The 16,111-nt window shown below is 48.4% G+C and carries 9 protein-coding genes; 8 read left to right on the top strand and 1 reads right to left on the bottom strand.

All coding sequences use genetic code 11. The features are described from left to right. Positions 1 to 52: 52 nt before the first annotated feature. Positions 53 to 481, bottom strand: coding sequence for a hypothetical protein (locus ACFS7Z_RS24755; RefSeq protein WP_377491239.1), 429 nt, complete (start codon positions 479 to 481; stop codon positions 53 to 55). Positions 482 to 855: 374 nt separating this feature from the next. On the opposite strand from ACFS7Z_RS24755, the gene ACFS7Z_RS24750 reads away from it, so the two are divergent. The 8 genes from ACFS7Z_RS24750 to ACFS7Z_RS24715 all read left to right on the top strand — a co-directional run bounded on the left by ACFS7Z_RS24750 (position 856) and on the right by ACFS7Z_RS24715 (position 16,059). Continuing rightward, positions 856 to 2,469, top strand: a complete 1,614-nt coding sequence (locus tag ACFS7Z_RS24750) for an arylsulfatase (RefSeq protein WP_377491236.1) — start codon at positions 856 to 858, stop codon at positions 2,467 to 2,469. An 11-nt stretch (positions 2,470 to 2,480) separates the two neighbouring features. Then, on the top strand, positions 2,481 to 3,305 hold the full coding sequence (locus ACFS7Z_RS24745) for a formylglycine-generating enzyme family protein (RefSeq protein ID WP_377491233.1): 825 nt from the start codon (positions 2,481 to 2,483) through the stop codon (positions 3,303 to 3,305). Positions 3,306 to 3,352: 47 nt separating this feature from the next. Continuing rightward, complete coding sequence (rhaM, locus tag ACFS7Z_RS24740) at positions 3,353 to 3,664, top strand: L-rhamnose mutarotase (protein ID WP_377491230.1); 312 nt, start codon at positions 3,353 to 3,355, stop codon at positions 3,662 to 3,664. 227 nt (positions 3,665 to 3,891) lie between these two features. After that, positions 3,892 to 6,756: a glycosyl hydrolase gene (locus tag ACFS7Z_RS24735; RefSeq protein ID WP_377491227.1), complete on the top strand. Its 2,865-nt coding sequence runs from the start codon at positions 3,892 to 3,894 to the stop codon at positions 6,754 to 6,756. An 894-nt stretch (positions 6,757 to 7,650) separates the two neighbouring features. After that, on the top strand, positions 7,651 to 10,818 hold the full coding sequence (locus ACFS7Z_RS24730; RefSeq protein ID WP_377491224.1) for a SusC/RagA family TonB-linked outer membrane protein: 3,168 nt from the start codon (positions 7,651 to 7,653) through the stop codon (positions 10,816 to 10,818). Between the two features lie 10 nt (positions 10,819 to 10,828). Beyond that, positions 10,829 to 12,496: a RagB/SusD family nutrient uptake outer membrane protein gene (locus ACFS7Z_RS24725; protein ID WP_377491221.1), complete on the top strand. Its 1,668-nt coding sequence runs from the start codon at positions 10,829 to 10,831 to the stop codon at positions 12,494 to 12,496. A 131-nt stretch (positions 12,497 to 12,627) separates the two neighbouring features. Next, positions 12,628 to 14,826 (top strand): hypothetical protein, encoded by a 2,199-nt coding sequence (locus tag ACFS7Z_RS24720; RefSeq protein ID WP_377491218.1) that lies wholly within the window; start codon positions 12,628 to 12,630, stop codon positions 14,824 to 14,826. Between the two features lie 18 nt (positions 14,827 to 14,844). Then, entirely contained in the window at positions 14,845 to 16,059 is a 1,215-nt protein-coding gene (locus tag ACFS7Z_RS24715) for a glycoside hydrolase family 88/105 protein (RefSeq protein WP_377491215.1), read from the top strand. Positions 16,060 to 16,111 lie beyond the last annotated feature (52 nt).

Genomic DNA, 16,111 nt, shown 5'->3' with positions numbered 1-16,111 from the left:
CTGGTGAGAAAGACATTATCCTTCTCCAGATCATGGGAAAATCACCGATTGGCTATACGTTACTTCCTGTATAACTATAATCTTGAAAGATTGGCAATAAAGCCAGCCTTACTTTAAACACAGTACCGTCTCGACCGATTTTGTCAAAAAGGCAATCTTTTAAATATCTTTCAAATGACTCAAAAGACTGAGCGTAAAGAAGGCAAAGCTGTCTTGAGAATATTTTTCTGGTTTCCGATTCGTAATTGCTTTTTGTCGTTTCTATAGAAACCCCTGAGTGGAAATTTATTTCCCAACCATTATCTGTTGGACCAGTCCAATCGCTGATTATCAGAGCTGAAGCGAAATGTATTTTAGCTTGCTCTGAAGTATAATCCTGTATGTCTTTTTGAAATACTTTATTTATTCGTCCGCTTATATGACGGTAATAAAGAAGTTTCTCAAAAAATTGGTCAAGATATTCCCTATATGTATTTGTCATTTTCTCAGATTACATACAACTAATGTATAGCAGGAATTACCTACTTATGCTATCTGCAATATGTATGGAAATGGTTTCACCTGCTCTATGGTTATTTTGAAGCACTTCCTCTCTAGTGGGAATCACCATTATAATAACCCTTCTACTTAGCCAAGTTAAGAAAGCGTCAGCTATAACTGCTAATTAAATCAACTATATATCCTTCTGCTATATACCCACTCATCAGGATTGTGAGCGCACAGACAAGCAGGACATAGCAGGACAATAATCAGCGTAGAAATTAGTAGCTTGAGCATCAACGTGTAAAATGATAGCATGCAGGCAGATGACACAAACTGCAGCGCATGCACCTCCTCATCAAAAAGCTACTGTTTATGATAAAGAAACGCATCCTGAGTCTGTCGCTGATTTTTGCAACCGGACTTTTGTTAAGCCTGTCTCCACAGGATAGCCGGCCTAATATCATCATCATCCTAGCTGATGACATGGGCTACTCTGATATCGGCTCCTTTGGCTCCGAGATTGAAACTCCGAATCTTAACGCAATGGCAGAGGGAGGCCTGAAGATGACGCAGTTCTACAACTCCTCCCGCTGCTGCCCCACACGCGCTTCACTGCTCACAGGGCTATACCCGCACCAGGCGGGGGTGGGGCATATGGTGAATGAAAGAGAGCAGCCCGGTTACCGGGGCATGCTGAACGAAGAATGCGTGACCATGGCCGAAGCCTTGAAAGAAGGAGGCTACAGCACGTACATGACCGGAAAATGGCACCTGAATGACCGCAAAGAGCACTGGCCGGTGAAGCAGGGCTTTGACCGTTACTTTGGCCTGTTGGACGGTGCCAACAGTTATTTTGGCAATCACCCGTACCGTCCCAATCAAAAGCTGACTTATGCGCTTAACGATGAACCTTACACACCCGGGGAGGGCTTTTATGCCACCGATGCTTATACCGACTATGCCCTCAAATTTATAGAAGAAGGGAAAGACAAGAACAAGCCATTCTTTTTGTACCTGGCCTATACCGCGCCGCACTGGCCCCTGCACGCCCTGGAGGAAGACATTGCCAGATACAGGGGGCGCTACATGAAAGGCTGGGATAAAATGCGGGAAGAGCGTTTCCGGCGCATGCAGGAAACGGGCATTATCTCCCGTGCCACTAAGCTGTCTCCCCGGGATGAGAACGTGCCGGCCTGGGAGTCGCTATCAGAAGATGAAAAGAGAAGGTGGGACGAGAAGATGGCAGTGTATGCCGCCATGGTTGATCGCATGGACCAGAACATTGGCCGGCTCCGGCAGAAACTCGAAGAAACAGGAGAAGACAAGAAAACTATCATCATGTTCCTGTCGGACAACGGCGGCAGCTACGAGGCCATTGAAGGATCGGGCTTTACACCTGAAATCCTGGAGGCAAGTATGAAGCCTGCCAGCGATCCGACTTCTTTTACCGCTTATCAACATGAAGGTGCCAACGTAAGCAACACACCGTTCCGCAAGTTTAAGCGTTGGGAGCACGAGGGGGGCATTTCTACACCGTTCATCGCCTATTACCCGGGAAAAATAAAATCGGGCAGCATCAGTCATCAGCCGGCACACATTATCGACCTGATGGCTACCAGCCTGGAGCTGGCCGGGGTAACTTACCCTAAAACTTACAAAGGAAATACCATCAAACCACTGGAAGGAGTCAGTATGGCTACTCTCTTTAACGGGCAGAAGTGGCAGGGGCATGATGCTATCTTCTTTGAGCACGAAGGCAACCGGGCGGTCAGGCAGGGCGACTGGAAGCTTCTTTCCATTTATCCGGAAAACAAGTGGGCGCTTTATAACATGAAAACAGACCGATCGGAGTTGAATGACCTGAGTGCCCGCCTCCCGAAGAAAGTAAAGGAAATGGAAAAGCTTTATGATGCCTGGGCTGCTCGCGCGAACGTACTGCCTTTTGCACAGCTGGAAGAATATGACAGGCAGCGGAAAAGAAAATGAGAAACTTGGTTATGTTATTTGGTTTAATGATCACGTGCTGGGCCTGTACAGGTCCAACTCAGGAGGAAAATCCACCGGAACATGTGCCGGAAGGGATGCAGTATATTCCGGGTGGTACTTACCTGAAGCCTGTGGAGAGTGGAAAGAAGGCTATCGCCATACAAGGCTTTCTGCTCGATAAACATCCTGTTACCGTAGCAGATTTCAGGGAGTTTACAGCGGCAACAGGGTATAAAACAGATGCAGAGAAGTTTGGTGATGCCGGGGTTTTTGATTCTGAAGTGCAGAACTGGCAACTTATAAAAGGAGCTTATTGGGAGTATCCTTTAGGAAAAGACAAACCTAAAGCAGAAGATAACCACCCGGTAACCCAGGTGAGTTGGAACGATGCCATGGCTTACAGCAAATGGGCGGGCAAACGCCTGCCTACTGAAAATGAATGGGAGTATGCAGCCCGCAGCAATGGCAGGACAAACACGCAGTATAGCTGGGGAAATAAGCTGGTAGAGAACAGCCAGTTCAAGACAAATGTATGGCAGGGGGAGTTTCCCGAAAGCAATACCGCAGAAGACGGCTACTCCTACACATCTCCTGTAGGCCTGTTCGGCAAAACTGGTCACGGCCTTACAGATATGGGCGGGAACGTATGGCAGTGGACCTCCGAAGTGTATGCAGAAGGTGGACAAGCCATAAGCCCGGACATGAAGCTGCTGAAAGGCGGCTCCTTTATGTGCGACTCTACTTTCTGCCATAACTACCGTATTGCCGGCCGGACGTCCTCCTCCCGCGAGACGGCACTTTTTCATACCGGTTTCCGCTGTGCCAAATCAATTTAACTCTAGCACAGGAAACAGGGCAACTTAACGTTTAAGATTAAAAACAGATGCAGCGTATAGCTTTTAAAATGAAGTTGAAGCCCGGATACGAGGCTGAATATAAAAAGCGCCATGATGAAATATGGCCGGAGCTGGCGCAGCTTATAAAAGAGGCCGGAGTGAGCGATTATTCTATTTTCCTGGACGAAGAAACGAACACGCTCTTTGCCGTGCAAAAGCAAAACGGCGCCTCATCGCAGGATTTAGGAAGTACAGCCATTGTGCAGAAGTGGTGGGCCTACATGGCCGACATCATGGAGATCAACCCGGACAATTCCCCGGTAAGCGTTCCTTTAAAAGAGGTGTTTTATCTGGAGTAAAAGGAAGATTGCGCATGAACAAGAAGTATTTCGCAAAAGCTCTACACTGGCCTTAGTCCCAGCGGGACGAACTGTTGAAAGAATAACAGTTCGTCCCGCTGGGACTATTGCTGGATGAGTAGCGGAAGCGCTGCTTTTAACAGTGAAAACCGTACAGGCTTCGGCTATGACCAGTGAACATAAAAATGGCAGAGAGAAGAGCCAAACAAAATGATTTAATGTGTTTTATGATGCATAAACTAAAATTGCTTCCTGCGCTTCTTTTGTGCAGCACCATCTTAACCAACTGCCGCCAGCCACAGGCATCGGATGCTGTAGCAAATACAGCAGCAAGTACCATGCAGGCACAGAATGCCGCGGTGTGGCCGGAAGTGAAAAAAGAGACCCGCCCCTGGACCCGCTGGTGGTGGATGGGCAGCGCTGTAGATGAAAAGAACATCGACAGGCTGCTGGATGAGTATGCGACGGCAGGTTTAGGTGGCGTAGAAATAGCCCCCATCTATGGAGCCATGGGCCACGAAAGCCGGTACATCGATTTTCTTTCTCCGCAGTGGATGAACATCCTCAATTACACAGTGGAGAACGCCGGCGAGGCGGGGATGGCAGTAGACATGACGCAGGGAACAGGCTGGCCATTTGGTGGCCCGCAGGTAAAACCGGAGCATGCTGCTTCCAGGCTCATTGTGCAAACCTATAATTTGAAAGGCGGACAAGCGCTGAAGGAGAAAATAATTGTAAAGGACCCGAAGCAGCAGGAGGTAGGAACCTCGCTACAGGCGGTGATGGCTTACAGCGGCAAAGGCGAAATTCAAAACATAACCGATAAAGTAGGCCCTGACGGGAAACTGAACTGGGCTCCGAAAACCGGTAACTGGACACTATACGCTGCCTTTAACGGGAGGACGCGGCAGATGGTAAAACGGGCGGCTCCCGGAGGTGTGGGCTATACCCTGAACCACCTGTCAGAGGAGGCAGTGGACAGTTACCTGGAGCACTTTACAAAGGCGTTTGGCGATAAGAACTATGGCGTAAGGGCCTTCTACAATGACAGCTATGAAGTATACGGCGCCGATTGGTCAGCGGAGTTTTTTGAGGAGTTCGAGAAGCGCAGAGGGTATGATTTGCGCAGGTACCTGCGGGAACTGGTAAGCGAGGAGCACACAGAGATAGTTGCCCGCCTGAAGTCCGATTACCGCGAAACCATGGGAGAGATGTTGCTTGACAACTTCTACGAGCCCTGGAACAAGTGGGCGCATGAGCGCAACAGCATCACAAAAAACCAGGCGCATGGCTCACCGGGTAACCTGCTCGACCTTTACGCCGCCGTAGACATTCCGGAATGCGAAACCTTCGGCTCCAGCTATTTTCCGATTCCCGGCTTGCGCCGCGACAGTGCCGATGTGCGCAATGTAGATCCGGACCCGATCATGCTCAAGTTTGCCTCTTCGGCTGCGCACCTTACTGGTAAGAACCTTGTTTCGAGCGAAACCTTTACCTGGCTCGGGGAGCATTTCAAAACCTCATATTCCCAGATGAAGCCGGAGGTAGAGCAGGTGTTTCTTTCCGGCGTGAATCATGTGTTCTACCATGGGGTTACCTACTCTCCGGAAGATGTGGCATGGCCGGGCTGGCTGTTTTATGCCTCACTCAACCTGACGCCAGCCAACAGCTTATGGCCGCAGTTCAGCGGGTTTAACAACTACATCACGCGGGTGCAGTCTGTGTTGCAGTCAGGTAAGGCAGACAATGAATTGCTGGTGTACTGGCCTATCTATGATGTCTGGAGCAAGCCGGAAGGCATGGAAATGATGATAAAAGTACATGATATTGACGAGTGGCTTCACCCTACGCAGTTTTATAAACAGTCAAAGCAACTGATGAAAGCAGGTTATTCCCTAGACTTTATATCTGACAAAATGCTGCAGGAAGCCAGCGTAGAGGAGGGAAATATCATGACAGCGGCAGCGGCTCCCGCACATAAAGTACTCATCATTCCGCAGAGCAAACACATGCCGGTGGAGACGTTAGAAAGAGTGATGGAACTGGCCAAAGAAGGCGCTACCGTTATTGTGGAAGAACTGCCTGACGATGTGCCGGGCCTGAACAACCTGGAGGAGAGAAGAGAAAAGCTGAAGCAGTTGAAGGCTTTGCTTACCTTTACGGATGCTGGCAACGGCATCAGGCAAATGAAAACGGGTGAAGGGGAGCTTCTGCTTGCCAGGGATGTCCAAAAGGCACTGGAGTACAAGGGAATTCAGCGGGAGGCTCTAAGCGATACCGGCCTAAAGTTTACCCGGCGCCAGATAAACGATGGCAAATACTACTACCTCGTCAACCATACTCCCAAAGCCATCGACACAACTGTCCCTTTAAATCTGGCAGCTCAATCTGTTGTGCTGATGGACCCGCAAAGCGGCAACACCGGACTGGCGATGGCCACTACGGCAAACAATAAGACGAACGTACGGGTACAGATGAAGCCGGGGGAATCGCTTATCCTGAAAGCGACATCAGGCCCGGCACCAGGGCTTGTAGCCTGGCAGTACCTGGAAAACGCCGGAGCACCAATAGAAGTAAAAGGCGAGTGGGCATTGCGCTTTGCAAAGGGTGGACCTGAGTTGCCTGCCGACCAGAAACTGAACCAGCTGAAGTCCTGGACCGAGCTAGGAGACAAAGAAGCGGAAGCCTTTTCAGGTACTGGTGAATACACCATCACCTTTAACATGCCTGCTAAAAACGCAGAAGCCTATGTGCTGGATTTAGGTAAGGTGAGTGAAAGCGCGCGTGTCTGGCTAAACGGGCAGGAAGTTGGCATCCTCAACAGCATCCCGTTCGAGGCAAGAGTTGGCCAGTATTTGAAGCCAGGAAAGAACACGCTGAAAATAGAGGTGGCAAATTTGATGGCCAACCGCATCCGGGACATGGACCAGAAGAAGATTGAATGGCGGAAATACCACGAGATAAATTTCGTGAACATAGATTACAAACCTTTTGATGCTTCGGTATGGAAGCCCATGCCATCGGGTTTGCTTGGCCCGGTCACGATTACCCCCTACAGCACCTCCGCTGGTAAAGTATCCAGTTCGTTATAACAGTGCTGTGAGAAAAGGGCGCCAGTAGCCGGCAGTTTGAAATCACTGCCGGCTACTGGCGTTATTGCCGCCCGTGATTTCCTGTAGGTAACAGCAACGAAATAAAAATTGATTTACAGAAGTACGAGTTCAGCATGCTTCGTTGGTCTCGAGAGAACAGCCTTGTCAGATGACAATAATGTGCAGCCTGCTAACTAAATCCTGAACTATGCTTATGATACACTGTAATAGGATAAAACTGACAGTAGTACAGTACTAACCAGAAACGCGTTGTCAGTCTGAAGCCTTGAGAAGGTAGCCTTCTGAGGCTCATCGTCTCATCCAAATACACCAGCGAAGGTGCCTTGAAGTTCCTCCTCCTAACCTCAATTGATTTGATGTTGCCAAATCTTGGACAGAAACAGGTAGGCATGCCGAATATTTTCGGAGTGTGAGATGCGTTTCGGAAAGACCAAAACTAAGGTAATCGGTTGCGCAAATAATACAGCTAAAACATTCTTAACACCCTGAATTTATACTTTCTGGAAAAATATTATAAATAACTTTTGGAAGTGATTAAACGCTTTCCTATATTTCTATACATAAAGAAAGTAAAAAACAGGTTCCTTTATATCTATAAAGCGTGTAACGGAGATGTGTGAGCATCTCTTCTCTTTTAAGGAGTTGCGCAATCGATTGCGCTTTTCAAAGGCAGTATCTGCTTAAAGTAGTGAAAAGTAGTTGTGGTAATGCAGAATTGAATTTATAATTATTTGTAGAAATAACTTGTGCAACCGGTGAAGCCGCCTGAATAAATTCCTTGCATGCTTTAGTTGAAAAGAATAAACAAGAGAACATCCTGAAATCCATCATCAACTTGATACGTCAGCTATTTAAAACGCAAAGTTTATGCTTATGAAAAAGAATCTCTATTGTGCGCGCTATTTCTTATGGGTGTGGCCGCTGTTTGGGCTTGGCATTCCTGCTGCCCATGCGGAGGCAAAACCGCCTGTGGCACCACGGCATACCAGCGCAAATCAGAAACAGGTAAGCCCTGTTTTATTCGCATCAGGCGCTGACTTCAAGGACAATGGCTTGAAAAAAAACAGGCAGGCAGATGTTACGGTGCGCGGTAAGGTGACGGGTGAGGACGGAGAAGGTTTACCGGGCGTAACGGTTCAGGTAAAAGGCACTTCCAGAGGAACCAGCACAGATATGGATGGCAGTTTCACCATTGCAGTTCCGGATAATAATGCCGTTTTGCTGTTCTCTTACATAGGATACTCGAACCAAGAAGTTGCCGTAAATAACCAATCCACGATCAATGTATCGCTGAAGCCGGATGCGAAGGCACTGGAAGAGGTAGTGGTAACAGGTTATGGTACGCAGCGGAAAGCCGATGTTGTAGTGGCAGTAGCCAGTGTAGAAGGTGAAGCCGTTGCTGAAAGAGGCACCGTTAGTCCGATACAGGCAGTTCAGGGACAAGTGGCAGGTGTCGATATCGCGGCCAGCTCGGGGCGTGCTGGTGCAGGTTATAACGTGCAGATACGGGGCCAGAACTCCTTAGCCGGCGGACAACCGTTGTATGTGGTAGACGGTGTGATTGTGCCGGATATCAACTTCCTGAACCCACAGGACATTGCAAAACTGGATGTGCTCAAAGATGCGGCTTCTACGGCTATTTATGGTTCAAGAGGCTCTAATGGAGTAGTTATAGTTACCACAAAACAAGGTACGGGTGTAAAAGGTGGTGCCACAATCTCTTATGATGGTTACTATGGTGTGCGCCAGGTAGCCAGAATGCCTGACTTCTTCAGCGGGGCTGAATGGTGGGAGTACAGGTTAAATTCCTACATAACCCCGGAACTGATAGCGGGGAGAGATAATTACGACCAGACCATAGACAGGCTGGTAGGCTTGGAAAATAACCCTACACTAACCCGGCGTGTAGAGAATGGGGAGTACACAGACTGGCGGGACCTCGTTCTACAAACAGGCACGCAGATGAATCACTGGCTTTCTGTGTCTGGCACCAGCAGTAACAATATGCAGTATGTGATAGGAGCCGGTTATCAGAATGAGGAAGGAAACCTTATCAACGAGTCTTTTGACAGGTATAACTTTAAAGCCAGCATAGATCATAAACTAACTGAAAAATGGGCTGCCGGAGCAAGTCTTAACTTCGCATTAAGTGAGACAGAACGTGGTAGTGACCTGGCTGTAACAAATGCTTTCCGGATGGCTCCATTGGTTTCTCCTTATGATGCCGAAGGAAACTTAGCATTTCGCCCTGGTCAGATACCTGGAGAAAACGGAACAGTAACAAGCTTTACAAGCTCAGTTAATCCACTACTGGATAACGCAAATTCAGAGAATAATACACGCCGTGTTTTTGGAGTTGGAAATCTGTACCTCCAGTATTCACCTGTAGACTGGATTGACCTCCGCTCTACATTTTCTCCAAGTGTTAACTTTCAAAGGCAGGGCCGTTACTGGGGCTCACAAACCGAGTCGAGAGGTGGAAGATTGCCTGCCGGCCAGATGGATAGGGATGAGAATTTTAGCTATATCCTGGATAACCTGATAACAGCTAGGAAGACTATCAAAGACCATAATTTTACATTTACAGGACTCCACAGCATCCAGCAGTCACGAAGTGAAGGGAATGGAATTCGTGTCAATGACCTGCCTTTCAATTCTTCCTATTACAACCTGGGATCGTCAACGAACAGGGAAGTTGCTGATAGCTATTTTGAACAGTGGTCATTAACATCGTTTATGGCAAGGGTAAACTACTCCTTCAAAGACAAGTATCTCGTTACCGTTGCAAATCGTTGGGATGGGGCTTCCAGGTTATCTGAAGGACATAAATGGTCATCTTTCCCATCTATAGCACTGGGTTGGAGAGTTTCTGAAGAAAACTTCATGCGAAACATACCTTTTATATACGACCTGAAAGCAAGGATAAGTGCCGGTGTTGCTGGTAACAACAGTAATATTGACCCCTATGGAACACAGGCTATCTTAAGTGACCCTTATTTCTATGACTTTGGCGGTGCACTTGCCTTAGGTTATGCTCCTAATAGGTTAGCAAACAGAACATTAACCTGGGAAAGGGCCAGGGAATATAACTTCGGGATAGATTATGCCTTATTCCAGGGCCGTGTTTCTGGTTCAATAGATGTTTATGACAAACTCTCTGAAGGTGTCATCATGGAAAGAGATCTTCCTTTAGAAACAGGCTGGGAAAACATTGTGGATAACGTAGGCTCAGTAAGTAACAAAGGAGTGGAGTTGTCTTTAAGAACTGTCAATGTTGCTACAGGAGACTTTACCTGGACGACAACTTTCAACTTTGCGAGAAATAAGAATGCCATTGAAGAGCTTCTGGATAAAAGAGAAGACCTGCCGGGGAATGCATGGTTTATAGGTGAACCAATCAATGTGAATTACACCTATATTTTTGATGGAATCTGGCAGGAAAATCAGCGAGACGAGGCACTTCTGTATAAACAATCTCCTGGTCAGGCCAGAGTAAGGGACCTGAACAATGATGGAGTGATCAGCGCAGGAGAAGACAGAGCAATCATTGGGCAGAGAGATCCGAAATGGACAGGTGGTTTCTCGACTCAGTTCACTTACAAGGCATTTGACTTTTCAACTTCGCTTTTCACCAGACAAGGCATGCAGGTAAACAGTCCTTTTCATCGTGAGTTTATCTTAAGTAGCAGAGGGCGATCGCAACTGGACTTTAATTACTACATGCCAGAAAACAAAGTGACACAGGCTCGTGCCTCAAATGAATTTCCTCAACCCTCCAACACTGGACCTTACTGGTCTGCAGTTGGTAATTACAGGGATGCTTCATTCGTAAAAGTGCAGAACATTGTCCTTGGGTATACGCTACCAGCCAGCCTGCTAGGAAGGGCTAATATGAAAAGCCTCAGAGTATATGCTAACGTTTTAAATCCTTTTGTCTGGACAGATTACGATGGTTTTGATCCGGAATATGCAAGCCAATCCTTAGCGAATACTGGTGTGAGTTCTATTACCTATCAGCTCGGTGTAAATCTTAAATTTTAATTAGAGCAAGATGAAGAAGTTAAATAAAATAAATATACTAAGCCTGCTGGTCGTCTTTCTGCTATCTACTGGTTGTGATGATTATCTGGAAGAAGTAAACAAATCGAATGTAGTTGCCGATGAATATTTCCAGACGGAAGAGGGGTACGAGACCCTTGTAAACGCATCCTACTCGACATTGCGTAATGTATACAGCGAGCCCTGGATTTTCTCTGCCGGTACGGACTTGTTTGTGGAAGGAAGAGGATTGCAACCACCGGGAATCAGTGAGTACAGGAACCTGACCCCGGAGGAGGAAGACGTAGAGGATTTCTACCGCAACACATACCAGGCTATCCAGGTGACTAATAATGCGCTGTACTTTAACGATAAAACGGAAGAGACTGACAACCTGCAGACCCGAAAAGGGGAGGTGCAGTTCCTGCGAGCCTATTACTACTTTCTTTTAGTGCAGAATTTTGGCGGAGTAAGTATAGTGACCGAACGGTTTAGCGAGCCTGTTGTGCAGTTTGAGCGGAATTCAGCAGAGGAGGTCTACAGCTTCATCATAAACGAAATGAATGAAGCCCTGGAACTGGTTCCGGAAGCGGCGAGCGAAACCGGCCGTGTATCGAAGCGGGTTATCCGCCATTTTCTGGCAAAGGTGCACCTGACGCGTGGCTATGAGGATTTTGGTTCTGCCGATGACTTTCAGAAAGCAGCAACACTGGCTGATGCAGCGATAAACGGTCAGTCGCTGAATCTTGCGTTCGAGCAGGTGTTTTTTCCTGGCAATGAAGATAACCCGGAAATACTCTTTGCTATACAATACGATGCGGGTTCAATTTCAAGCCCTACAAGCGGGCACACGCAGGCCTACTGGTATGGCCCTTATATGGGTGGCCAGGGTGCTACAGAAGGTTACCCTTACCGGGCTTACATGCTCATGCCAACTATGTATCTGTTCGACGTGTTTTCTGAAAATGATGCCCGCTTTGATGCCACTTTCATGATAACCCGGTACGACAGGTACTATGATTATTATGATAGAGCGGGTGAAAGGGATGAACTGGGTGTTAAGTTCTACTATGCTCCCAAGTGGGCATCCAGCCCGGAGGCCATAGCAGCCTGGAGAGCAGCTGACCCGGCAAACCGGATGAACGCAACGGTTATTCCCTATTCTCCCATCTGGGAAGCTTCTCCAAGTACCGCGGCTGATAATGCCACACCACCTGTTAAGAAGTTTGATGATCCACAGGCTCAGTTCTCACCAAATGGAAGCACCAGGGATATCTATTTAGCCCGACTGGCAGAAACTTACCTGATTGCAGCAGAAGCCTACTTTAAACTGGGAGATCTGGCCACTGCAGCTGAAAGAATCAATGAAGTGAGAAGAAGAGCAGCTGAACCGGGTGCAGAAGATGAAATGCTTATTTCGGCAGGAGATGTGGATATAGATTTCATCCTGGATGAAAGAGCCAGAGAACTTGCCGGTGAGTACCACCGATGGTTCGACCTGAAACGTACCGGTACTCTGATGGAGCGAACCAGGTTGTATAACCGGGATATCAGGGAATGGTATGATGCAGGAATCGATCCTTTCCTGGGTACAGGTGGAGAGTACAAACTCTTAAGACCAATACCTTCCCGTGCGCTGATCCTGAACGAAGGAGATGCAGCTCAGAATCCGGGCTATTAATACCGCAGTTTGTAAGTATGTAAGAAAGTGAATGAAGTGGAAGAGCAACCCGGGTATATTTGGGTTGCTCTTTTTTTCAGTTTGGCACATAACCAGCACCGTATTGCGGTTGCAATAGTTAGCATAAGTTTATGAACAATAACGCTCCAGAATTTTCTTTGTATAAAATTGGCAAGCATGCTGCTTTCGCAGCACTGGCACTCCTGTTCGGTTGCAGCACATCCGACAGCACAACAGGCACCGCGCCCGAAAGAATAGACCGGCACGCACTTGTAAGCCGGCACAATATTACCCTGGCTGCCCCAGACACGCTGGCCTCCTTGTCTGTCGGGAACGGGGATTTTGCCTATACCGTGGATGTGTCGGGGCTGCAGAGCTATCCGGAGCACTACGAAAACGGGGTGTCTTTGGGCACGCAGTCGCAATGGGGCTGGCATACAATTCCCACGGACCAGAACTATACTTTAGAGGATGTGGCGCAGTACGACACGGCCGCAAATGGCAGGGTTATTCCTTTCCCGGTGCAGCACAAAGGAAGCGGCCGGAAAGTAGATGCCATGAACTGGCTGCGCACTAATCCGCACAGGCTGCACCTGGGAATTATAGGGCTGGTGCTGCTGAAAGAAAACGGGGAGCAGGCCGAGGTTCAGGAACTGCAGCATATCAACCAGAAACTGGACCTGTGGACAGGAAAGATAGAGAGCAGGTATGAAGTAGAGGGCACGCCCGTAACAGTAGAACTCTACAGCCACCAAGGAAGAGATGGAATTGCAGCACGTATCACCTCTCCGCTCATCGCTCAAAAAAGACTTAAAGTTACATTGAAGTTCCCTTACGGTGCCACCTGCCATGTGTGCCCGGGCTACAACTGGGAAGATCAGGACAAACACACCACCACGCTCTCCCTGTCGGAGGCCGGCGCTAACCAGGTGCAGCTGAAACGACAGCTGGACAGTACGGTCTACTACACTAATGTACGTTGGGATGAAGCGGCACAGTTCTCTGAAAAGGAAAAGCATGTCTTTGAACTGACACCGTCAGCGGACCAGGAGCAAATAGAATTTAGTGTGCTGTTCAGCCAGAATCCGGCAAATGAGGTACCTGACTTTCAGGCAACTAAAACCAGCAGCGAGACCACCTGGGACAAGTACTGGACAGAGGGAGGAGCCGTGGATTTTTCCGGTTCCACTGACCCCAGAGCAAAGGAGTTGGAGCGGCGCGTGGTTTTATCGCAGTACCTTACCAAAATACAGTGTACAGGAGACTTGCCGCCACAGGAAACCGGACTTACCATGAATAGTTGGTACGGCAAGCCGCACCTGGAAATGCACTGGTGGCACGGAGTGCATTTTGCGTTATGGGACAGGCTGAACCTGCTGGAGAAAAGCCTGCCCTGGTATAAGAAAGTGATGCCGAAAGCCAGGGCTACTGCCAAATGGCAGGGCTATGAGGGGGTAAGGTGGCAGAAGATGACGGACCCTTACGGCAACGAAAGCCCGTCCAGCATCGGCCCCTATCTTATCTGGCAACAGCCACACATTATCTACTTCTCGGAGTTGGTGTACCGCCAGCACCCTACAAAGGAGACACTAGAAAAGTATAAAGAACTGGTTTTTGAGACGGCCAATTTTATGGCCTCTTTCCCTACTTATAATCAGAAAGACCAGAAGTACCATTTAAACGCACCCCTGATACCAGCACAGGAATTGTTTCCTGCTGAAGAGACCAATGATCCTCCTTTTGAGCTGTCCTACTGGCATTACGGGTTGTCTGTGGCGCAGGAGTGGCGAAAGCGATTGGGCTTGCCAACAGATGAAAAGTGGCAGGCTGTTATAGATAAACTGGCACCGCTGGCTGTAAAAGATGGCCTTTATTTACCCAGTGCCACCCATCCGCAAGCTTACCAGGAGGACTTTTACCGCCGCGACCACCCGGTAGTGGTAGGCGCTTACGGGTTCCTGCCACTCAGCGAGAAAATAGACACCGCCATCATGAGGAACACTTACAATGAGATTCTGAACAAGTGGCAATGGGACACTACCTGGGGTTGGGATTACCCAATGATGGCCATGAGTGCGGCGCGTTTAGGTGCTCCCGAAAAAGCAGTAGATGCGCTGTTTATGGATGCTCAGAAGAACACATACCTCCCGAACGGGCATAATTATCAGGATGAGCGGTTGCGTATCTACCTGCCAGGCAACGGGGGCCTGCTCACTGCAGTTGCTATGATGGCAGCAGGTTGGGATGGTGCTCCCGATAAGCCTACTCCTGGTTTTCCGGATAACGGAAAGTGGAAAGTGAAGTGGGAAGGACTACATAAGATGCCTTAATTTAAAAAATGATGTATCATGAGAAATAGATTTAAAAGCACTGGAGCATTTAATGTAACCTTGTTTTTCCTGGTTTTGCTGACCACACTCACAGCGGTTACTCCAAAGCCTCAGCCTGATATTCCAACGTCCTTGAAGTGGTCGGAACGGATGGCGCTGTCCATTATCAAGAACAATCCGGAGCCGTGGATGATAGAGTTCAACAAACAACCTGTGTGGAGTTATCCGCAGGGGCTGGTGCTGCATGCCTTTGAGGAGATGGGAAAGCAGAACCCAAAGCAGCAGTACCAGGACTACATCAAGGCCTATGCTGATGTGATGATCGATGAGAAAGGGAACATCAAAACGTATGATGCCGCCTCTTTTAATATCGATATGGTCAACTCAGGCAAAATACTCTTTAACCTATATGAGCAGACGAAGGACGAAAGATACAAAACTGCCATCGAGACGCTGCGGCACCAGATGAAGTGGCAGCCACGCACTACGGATGGAGGCTTTTGGCACAAGCTGCGCTACCCCTGGCAAATGTGGCTGGATGGCGCTTACATGGCAGCACCTTTTCTGGCACAGTACGGCAAAACCTACGGCGATAAAACGGCCTTTGATGACGTGGCAACGCAGTTGATCCTCCTGGAGAAACATACCAGAGACCCTAAGACAGGATTGCTCTACCATGGTTGGGACGAGAGCAGGTTTCAACAATGGGCAAATCCGCAGACAGGTACTTCTCCTCATTTCTGGGGCAGGGCAATGGGATGGTATGCCATGGCTATTGTAGATGCGCTCGATTACTTCCCGCAGGACCACCCGAAGCGGAAGGAGATAATAGGCATCCTGCAACGCCTGGCACCGGCACTGCAAAAGTATCAGGATCCGAAAACAGGGCTGTGGTACCAGGTGGTAGACCAGGGCGCGCGAGAAGGCAATTACCTGGAAGCATCTGCCTCCAGCATGTTTGTTTATGCGCTGGCGAAAGGAGCGAACAAGGGCTACATCGACAAGCAGTATAGGAAAGTAGCAGAGAAAGGCTTTAAGGGAATTATCGATAACATGATTGAGGTGAAGCCGGACGGTGAAGTGCTGCTCCATAAAGTATGTGCAGTTGCAGGCTTGGGAGGCGAACCGTATCGTAGCGGCTCTTATGAGTACTACGTAAACGAGCTCATCCGGACAAACGATCCGAAGGGAACAGGACCGTTCGTTTTAGCCAGCCTGGAGTTGAATAAATAGCGCCACCTCAACACTAGGAAAGCTGGAGAAGAGAGAGCATCTAAAGGAATGC

It is taken from the genome of Pontibacter toksunensis (assembly GCF_042686245.1).
In the GTDB taxonomy this organism is placed as follows: domain Bacteria; phylum Bacteroidota; class Bacteroidia; order Cytophagales; family Hymenobacteraceae; genus Pontibacter; species Pontibacter toksunensis.
Note: the sequence above shows the minus strand (reverse complement) of the source record. Positions and strands in the feature narration are given on the sequence as shown.